Here is an 8,847-nt window from a genome sequence, read left to right as displayed (position 1 = left end):
CGCATCGCTACCGCTTCATATGAGCCATTCAATAAAGCGGCAGCGATGCGTCGACTGCGCTCAGCAGGACATTCAATTTATTTTTTGGACAGGCTCGTAATAGTGATTCCTCAGTGGCCCAAGCTGCTGCCGACTTGAGATTAACTACCTGATTGGCAATAGTAATTTTTCAACCGCCTAAGTCCTTGTTTTAAAACTCATTCGATACCGGGGAATAACCGTATCTTAAGCAACTATCAGAGTAGCCCCGCGCCTACCGCGGGTCCGAGCGCGCCAACCATCCCGTTGGACGCTTCACCCGGGCCGGGCACTGGCGCCCCTCGCCACTTCAGGGCGTTCCTGTCGCTTTTTTGCGCTGATTTCATGCCCCCCGCCCCGTCCTCCCCCGACCTCGCACCACCCGACGAGCTGCTGCAAGCCGTGCTGGCCGTTTCGCTCACGGCCGTTCAGTTCTGGCACCCGCTCTACGCGGCGGAGGGCGCCGAACTGGTCGACTTTGCCCTCGACTACCTCAACCCCGCCGGCCAGCGGCTGCTCGGGCTGCCCGAGCGGCCGGGCGGCACCCTGCTGCGCACGCGCTACCCCCACACGGTGGCCACCGGCATCTTTGAATTTTACCGCGGCGTGTTCCTCAGCGGCGAGGCCGGGCGCTACGACGTCAACTACCAGGCCGACGGCCTCGATAATTATCACCAGTTGGCCGCCCAGCGCAGCGGCCCCCTGCTGGTGGTGAGCCTCACCGACACCGCCGACCACGGCCGCAGCACCGCGGAAGAGGCCCTGCGCGCGAGCCAGGCCCGCGAGCAGGCCGCCCGGGCGGAAGCGGAAGCCCAGCGCCAGCACCTGCACGAGGTGTTGATGCAACTCCCGGCACAGGTGGCCACCCACCGCGGGCCCGAGCACGCGTTCGAACTCGTCAACCCCAATTACCAGCACCTGTTTCCGACCCGTGTTATCCAGGGCCGGCCCGTGCGCGAAGCCCTTCCCGAACTGGCGGGCCAGCGTTTTTTTGAGCTGCTGGACCACGTGTACCAGACCGGCGAGCCGTTTTACGGCACGGAGATGGAAACCTGGGCGGACCTCACCCAAACGGAGCGGCTGGACCGGGGCTACGTCAACGTGTTTTTTCAAGCGCTGCACGACGCCCAGGGCCAGGTCAACGGCGTGCTGAGCTTTTCCTACGACGTGACGGAGCAGGTGGAAAGCCGCCGGCAGGTGCAGGCCCTGAACCAGCAACTGGCCACCGCCAACAAAATGCTGCTCGCCGCCAACGCGGAGCTGCGCGCCCAGAACACCGAGCAGCGGCACACCCAGCAGCGCTTGCAGCGGCTCAACCATACCCTGGACGCCCGGGTGGCCGAGCGCACCGCGGCCCTGCAGCGGGCCCAGGTCGAAGCCCAGCAGCAGCGCGCCGACCTGCAACGGGTGTTTGAGCAGGCCCCCGTGTCCATCGTCATCCTCCGGGGGCCCGGGTTCATGGTGGAGCTGGCCAACGACGCCACGGCCGCCCTGTGGGGCCGCCCGGCGGAGCAGGCGGTGGGCCGCCCGCTGTTTGAAGAGCTGCCCGACCTGGCGGGCCAGGGCCTGGAAGAAATTTTTGAAACCGTGCGGCGCACCGGGGAGCCGGCGTACCCGCAGGAGCTGCCGGTGGCCCGCGAACGCCCCGACGCGGCGGCCACCGGCTACTACAACCTTTCCTGCCAGCCCCTGCGCGATGCGCAAGGCCACACCACGGGCGTCATCGTCGTGGGCGTTGAGGTGACCGAGCAGGTGCTGGCCCGCCAGCACGTGCAGCAGCTCTACGAAGAGCTGACCGCCTTTGCCGAAGAGCAGCAGGCTACTAACGAGGAGCTGGAAATCCGGGTAGCCGAACGCACCCACGCGGTGCGGCAGGCCCAGGCCGAAACCGAGCGCCAGCGCCAGCGGCTGGAGCGGTTCTTCCAGCAGGCCCCGGCCGCCATCTGCGTGCTCGACGGCCCCGGCCTGGTCTTCGAGCTGGTGAACCCGGCCTACCAGCAGCTGTTTCCGAGCCGGGCGCTGCTGGGCCGGCCCCTGCTCGACGCATTGCCGGAAATTGTGGGCCCCGTCTACGAAACGTTTCGCACGGCCTACGCCACCGGCAACGCCCACGCGGAGCAGGCCCGGCTCGTGCCCTTTGCCCGGCCCGAAGACGGCGGGCTGGAAGACCGGTACTTTACTTTCCTGCAGCAGGCCCGCTTCAACGAGCAGTACCGCATCGACGGCCTGCTGGTCTGCGCCTTTGAAGTCACCGCCCAGGTGCTGGCCCAGCAGCGGGCCGCCGCCCTGCAGGCCGAAGTGCTGGCCGCCGCCCAACGCCTGGCCCAGGAGCGCGAAAATTTCCACCAGATATTCAAGAACACCCCGGCCGCCATCTGCATTCAGCGCGGCCCCGAGCACCGGTACGAGTACTACAACGCGGCCTACCAGCAGTTCTTCCCCAGCCGCGCCATGCTGGGCCACCCGGTGGCCGAGGCCCTGCCCGAAACCGTGGAGGCGGGCATCGTGGACTTGCTGGACAAGGTGTACCAAACGGGGGAAACCTACTTCGGGCACGAGCTACCGCTGCTGGTGGCCCAGCCCGACGGCCGCCCGCCCCGGCAGATGTACTTCACCTTCACCTACCAGGCCTACCGCGAAGACGACGTCATTGTCGGCATCTCCACCTTTGCCTACGACGTGACCGCCCAGGTGCTGGCCCGCCAGCAAGACGAGGCCCGGCAGCAGCAGCTGTACGAGCTGTTTGCGCAGGCCCCGGTGGCCATTGCGGTGCTCCGGGGCCCCCGGTACGTCATCGAGCTGGCCAACCCGGCCGTGTGCGCGCTGTGGGGGCGCAGCCAGGCGCAGGCACTGCACACGCCGTTGTTTGAGCTGCTGCCCGAAGTAGCGGGCCAGGGCTTCGAAGAACTGCTGGACGGCGTGCTGGCCACCGGCGAGCCCTACGTGGCCTACGAGCTGCCCTCGCTCATCGACCGCAACGGCCGCCAAGATACCGTGTACTGGAACTTCGTGTACCAGCCCCTGCGCGCCGCCGACGGCCAGATTACGGGCGTGACGGTGGTGGCAACCGAGGTGAGCGAGCTGCTGCGGGCCCGCCGGGAGCTGGCGAACCAGGAGCAGCTCCGCGCCGTGTTTGAGCAGGCCCCCGTGGCCGTGGGCGTGTTTTCCGGGCCCGAGTACTTCGTCGACGTGTGCAACCCGGGCCTGCAGGCCATTTGGGGGCGCACGGCGGCGCAGGCCCTGCACCGGCCCTTGTTCGAAGTGCTGCCCGAAGTCCGCGACCAAGGCTTCAAAGCGCTGCTGGACGAAGTAGGGCGCACGGGCGTGCCCCACGTGGCCCGCGAAATACCGGGCCAGCTGCTCGTGGATGGGCAGCAAGTCACGGTGCACCTCAACTTCGTCTACCACCCGCTGCGCGACGACAAGGGGCGCATCACGGCCATTGCCGCCGTGGCCACCGACGTGAGCGAGCAAGTGGCCACCCGCCAGCACGTGCAGGCCCTCAACCAGCAGCTGGCCGCCCTCAACGACAAGCTGTACGCCGCCAACGCGGCCCTGGGCGAAGCCAACGACGAGCTGGGCGACGCCAACGAGGCGCTGGGCGACACCAACCAGCAGCTCACCCGCACCAACGTCGACCTGGACACCTTCGTCTACACCGCCTCGCACGACCTCAAGGCCCCCATCAACAACATCGAGGGCCTGCTGCACACGCTGCTGGAGGAGCTGCCCCTGACCAGCCAGGTCGGCGACGTGGCCTACGTGATGGGCCTAATGCAGGGCGCGGTCGACCGGTTCAAGCAAACGCTCGGGCACCTGACCGACATTGCCCACCTGCAGCAGGAACTGGGCCAGCCCACGGCCCCGGTGCACCCGGCCGACGTCGTCCGCGACGTGCGCCTGGACCTGGCCCCCCTCATTGCGGAAACGGGCGCCGAGCTGGACGTGGACGTGGCCGATTGCCCGGTGCTGAACTTCTCGGAGAAAAACCTGCGCTCGGTGGTCTACAACCTGCTCAGCAACGCCCTCAAATACCGCCACCCCGACCGGCCCGCCCGCGTGCGCCTCCGCTGCCGCACCGAGGCCCTCTACTGGCTGCTGGAGGTGCAAGACAACGGCCTGGGCCTGGACATCACGCCCGAGCGGCCGCTGTTTGCCCTGTTTCAGCGCTACCATTCCCACGTGCCCGGCTCGGGTGTGGGCCTCTACATGGTGAAGAAAATGGTGGAGAACGCCGGCGGCAAAATTGAAGTCCAGAGCCAACTGGGCGTAGGCTCCACGTTCACCGTTTATTTTAAGAGCTGATGTTACGCGGGGCTTGCGCCGGCGCTCTGCGACGCGTAACAGCAGTAGGACCGCAGTTGAACCAGCCGCAAAGCGGCGACACGTTGGTAGAGTCGATTAGCAAGGCGGTCTGAGCCGCAAAGCGGCGGCACCTCGTTCATGCCGGGAGTACCGCCGCTTTGCGGCTCGCCTGTCTTGCAGCACTTTACTACCAACGTATCGCCGCTTGGCGGCTGGTTTGGCGAACTAACTGCGTAAGTCCTAATCAGTATTAAGAACTAGGGCGGTTCTGCGTACAGCGTTAAAAGTTGAGAGTTAGAAAGCTGGACGAACAGCACCTTAACTTTTAACCGCGGAGCTGTTCAGGAACGGGTTGGTGGCGTGCTGGCGCGGCCGACGAGACAGGCGCAAGGATGCCCCGCTACATCGTTCGGGTAGCCCGGAAAATTGATTTGGATAGCCCGACGCCTACCCCGCCAGCGGCAGCTCAATGAAGAACGCCGTCCCCTCCCCCACCGTCGTTTCGAACCAAATTCGGCCCCCGGCGCTCTCAATTCCGCGCTTGGCCACCGCCAGGCCAATGCCCGAGCCGCTGGCCTTGGTGGTAAAGTTGGGCACGAACACCTTGTCGCGCACGTCCTCGGGAATGCCCGCGCCGTTGTCGCGGATGGCCACCCGGACACTTCCGGCCCCGGCCGCTTCGAGGGCGACGGCGAGGTGCGGCTCACGGCCCTCGGGCACCGCCTGGCGGGCGTTTATGAGCAGGTTGTTGAAGGTGCGGACCAGCAGGTTTTCGTCGGCGTACACCACGTAGCGGCCGGTTTCGGCATCGGGGGGCAGGTGCAGCTCCAGGGCGCCGTCGGCATCGTCGGGCTGGTGCAGGGCGGCGCAGCGGCGCAAAATGGCCGCCACGTTCAGCCGCTCGGGCCGCATGGCCGGCAGGTTGGTGAACGTGCTGAAAGACGTGGCGATGTCGCTCAGCACGTCAATCTGGGTGATGAGCGTTTGGGCAATGCGGCCGATGAGCTCCTCGGCATTGGCCCGGCGCTCGGCAATGGCCTTTTGCAGAAACTGCAGGCTCAGCTTCATGGGCGTGAGCGGGTTCTTGATTTCGTGGGCCACCTGGCGGGCCATTTCGCGCCAGGCCGCCTCCTTTTCCTGCGCGGCCAGCTCCCGCTTGCTGGCCTCCAGCTTGGTGAGCATGGCGTTGTACTCGCGCACGAGCAGCCCAATCTCGTCGTCGGAGCTGCGGTAGTCCAGCAGCTCGTTCTCGCCGGTGAGCGTGGTTTGGGTCAGCTTCTCGGTGATGAGCTTGAGCGGGGCCGTCAGCTGCCGCGTGGCCACGAAAGCCAGCCCCAAAAACAGCAGAAACAGCAGCGTGAAAATGTTGAGAATGGTGGTAAACAGCTCCGTGAGCTTGGTATTCAGCTCCTTCTCCGAATCGAAAAACGGAATGCCCACGTAGCCCAGGATGGGGCCGGTGGGCAGCGCCGTCTCGTCGGGCCCCAGCGCATCGCTCGTTCCCGCCGCCCCGGCGCGGGCCGCAAACGGCTGGCTTGCCCCGCTCGGGTGGCTGCCGGCCACGGCGTGCCCGGCCAAATCGGCCACCACCGCCTCCCCCTCCCCGGCCCGCACCGGCAGGTACAAAGCATTGAACGACAGCGACCCCGCCCGCTCCGTGAGCAGGGCCCGCGGCCGGTTCTGCTCGCGCAGGGTCACCACGGCGTGCGGGTTGAGCAGGGGCCCCAGCAGGCCGGCATCGAAAATCAGCGGCTGGCTGCTGGCCAGGAGCTCGCCGTGGGCGTCGTAGAGGTTGAGGTCGGTTTCGGTGAGGGAGGCCACGGTTTTGGCCAGCGCGGCCAGCGTGGGGCGCGCCGTGCTGTCGGCCAGCAGGTGGCGTTGGCGGCGCAGGCTCTCCAGGGCCAGCTGGCCGCGCCGCTCGTAGGTGCGGGTCAGGTCGCGCTGGTACGAGGCAATGAGCTGGCTGGCCGTGGCCACGCTCACCACCAGCAGCGGCACCACAATGCCCACGTTGAGCAGCAGTTGCACGCGGGTGCTGAAGTTGAGCCGCGGCACCGCCCGGCCGCGTACCAGCAGCCCCGCCCCGCTCAGCAGCAGCCACACCACCGCCGAGAACAGAAACTGAAACGAGAAATTGGCCAGCCAGTCGCCAGCTGAGTACGTGGCCGTGGTCACCACCACGGTGCGGCCCAGCGAGCCGCGCACGGCAAACTGGTGGTAGCCGTCGTGGCTCAGGCCGCCGGCGTAGAGGCGCGGCGCGGCCAGCAGAGTCACGGGCAAGCGGTTGGCGTAGTCGAAATCGCCCTCGCTGTACACCAGCCGGCCGTGGTCGTAGCCGGCGTAGCTGAGCTCGGTGGCCAGGGCCGGCTGAAAAAACTTCTGGTCCACCAGCAGCTCGGGCAAGACGCTGTAAGTGGTGAGCTTTTTCAGCGTCAGCTCGACGCGTACCGCGCCCAGCGGCAGGACGAAGCCGTTGGCCCGGGTGCCGGGCACGACGATGTGCGCCACGTAGCGCCGCGAACTGAACGGGTTGCCCGAGTGCACCAGGTACACCCCGGCCTGGTCGGTGGGCGTGGCCAGGCGCTCGGTTTCGGCCCGCGAGGCCCGCAGGTTGGGCGTGCCCGGCACGGCGCCCAGCGCGTCGCCGGCTTCGTCGTAGAGGGTGATGGCGCTCTCGTACTTGTCAAAGTAGTCGCCCAGGTACTGCCGGGCAATGCGCTGCCGCACCGCTTCGGGCCGCCCAAACGCCGCGGACAAGGACCGCCGCACAAACGGGTCGGCGGCAATGGCCCGCATCTGCACCGCCAGCAAGTATTCCCCCTGCAAGTCGTTATCGACAAGTAAATTGCCCGCCAAGCGCTGCTTGTCCACCAGCAGCTGCTTCTCGAAGTGCGAATACAGCGCCAGCGCCCCGGTGGCCGAGGCCAGGGCCAGCAGCAGCACCACCAGCACCGACCCCTGGTAGCTGCCCGGCGTGGGCACGGCCCGCATGCCCACCGCCGGCACCAACGACGCAAACAGCAGCAGCACCCCCACCAGCAGCACCCACGGCAGCCCGAGCACCAGGCCCGCGCCCAGCACCGGCAGCGCGGCCAGCCCCGGCCCCAGCAGCAAGGCCCGGCGCGGCGCGTGCCGCAGCAGCGCCCCGGCCAGCTGCGTCAGCCCGAAGAAGCCCACCAACCACGCGGCCGTGTGCAGCAGCACCGTCCCCGCCAGCAGGACCCAGAACTCGGTTATTTGCAAGTTGCGGGTCACGTCCAGGCTCAGTTGGGCGCTGCCAAAAGCGGTGGTGTAGTAGGCAAACAGCAGCGCCAGCCAGCCGCCGAAGGCCCCCCCCACGCCGGCCGCCGCCAGCGCCTGCCCTGCGGGCGAGCGCGGCACCCGCACCCGCGCCGGCACGGCCCAGTGCCGCCACAGCGCCACCGCCCCGCCCGCCGCCAGCAGCGCTAACAACGCATTCAGCAGCAAGTCGCCCAACGACGGCGCCCACCACGAAGCCGCGTAGGCGCGCGGGTCGAACAGCGGCAGTTCGATGAATGAGTAGGGCAGCCCCAGGTACAGCAGCCCCGCGCGCAGCCCGGCCAGGGGCAGCACCAGCGCGGCCACCGCGGCGGCGGCCCGCCCGGCCCGCCACCAACGGCCCGCCAGCAGCAGCCAGCCCGCCGCGAACAGCAGGCTGCCCAGGCTCAGCAGCGCCAGCGGCACGTACTGCCCCGTGAGGGAATTGGGCCGCAGCCGCCGGATGGAAAACAAGTACCGCCCGTCGGCTCCTTCGAAACGAACCGGGCCGCGCGCGGTGCTGTCGGCCAACACCTGCAGCTCCATGCCCCAAAACAAGGCCTGCTCGCCCCCTTCGCGCAGGTAACGGTTGCTGATGCCGTAGTGCCGCTCCAGCGGGAGGTAGGTGAGGATTAAAAACCGACCGGCGGGCCGGCGCAGCAGCAGAAAGCGGCCTACCGGCGTTTCCACCAGCCGCTCGGGAGCGGCCGGATTAGCGGTTTCGGCTTCGGGCCGCACCGTGGCATCGGACCAGTAGCGCAGCGTGCCGTTTTCCAGTACGCAGGTGGGGTAAGTGGTTTGGGCCAGCAGGGCCCAAAAGCTGTAGCCACCGCGCGGCAACCGCGCCGCAATGGTGTCGGCCTCACGGCGGGCCTTGGTTTCGGCGTCCCGCACCAGCTGCCGCAAACGCCCCACGTCGGTGCGCTGCACCACCCCAGGCGTTTGGGCGTAGCGACTGGCCAAGTACCCGCCCGCGAAACACAGCGCCGCCGCCAGCAGCAGCAACCAGGGCAACCGCTGCCGCGCCGCAGGTTCAGCCACCGGTTTCGCCGGGTCTGGGGGGGTGTGCAGGAAGGAAAGAATCAAGCTTGAAAATTGACTGACGCCAGTTATTCGCCTAAAAGTAAGCCGGCCAGGCTTTCGCCGATGCACGTGTTGCCGGCCATGCGCAAGCCGGTGAAGCTTTGTTCGTGAATTTTCCCAGTGCTTGCGCTAGTGGCTCGGCCGGGGCGTACTTGCAAAATC

The 8,847-nt window shown here is 67.5% G+C and carries 2 protein-coding genes; one reads left to right on the top strand and one right to left on the bottom strand.

Annotated elements, in window-relative coordinates:
* Positions 1–363: 363 nt before the first annotated feature.
* Positions 364–4,323, top strand: a complete 3,960-nt coding sequence (locus RMO51_RS18390; protein ID WP_310397124.1) for a PAS domain-containing protein — start codon at positions 364–366, stop codon at positions 4,321–4,323.
* 447 nt (positions 4,324–4,770) lie between these two features.
* Here the strand turns inward: RMO51_RS18390 and RMO51_RS18385 are convergent, their stop codons facing one another.
* The gene (locus tag RMO51_RS18385) at positions 4,771–8,643 is read right to left on the bottom strand and encodes a HAMP domain-containing sensor histidine kinase (protein WP_310397121.1); all 3,873 of its coding nucleotides are present in this window, start codon (positions 8,641–8,643) and stop codon (positions 4,771–4,773) included.
* Between the last annotated feature and the right edge of the window lie 204 nt (positions 8,644–8,847).

This window comes from Hymenobacter sp. (assembly GCF_031398885.1).
Lineage (GTDB): Bacteria > Bacteroidota > Bacteroidia > Cytophagales > Hymenobacteraceae > Hymenobacter.
Note: the sequence above shows the minus strand (reverse complement) of the source record. Positions and strands in the feature narration are given on the sequence as shown.

Coding starts and splice junctions, on each gene's coding strand:
- RMO51_RS18390 (WP_310397124.1), top strand. CDS start 364: ATGCCCCCCGCCCCGTCCTCCCCCGACCTCGCACCACCCGACGAGCTG.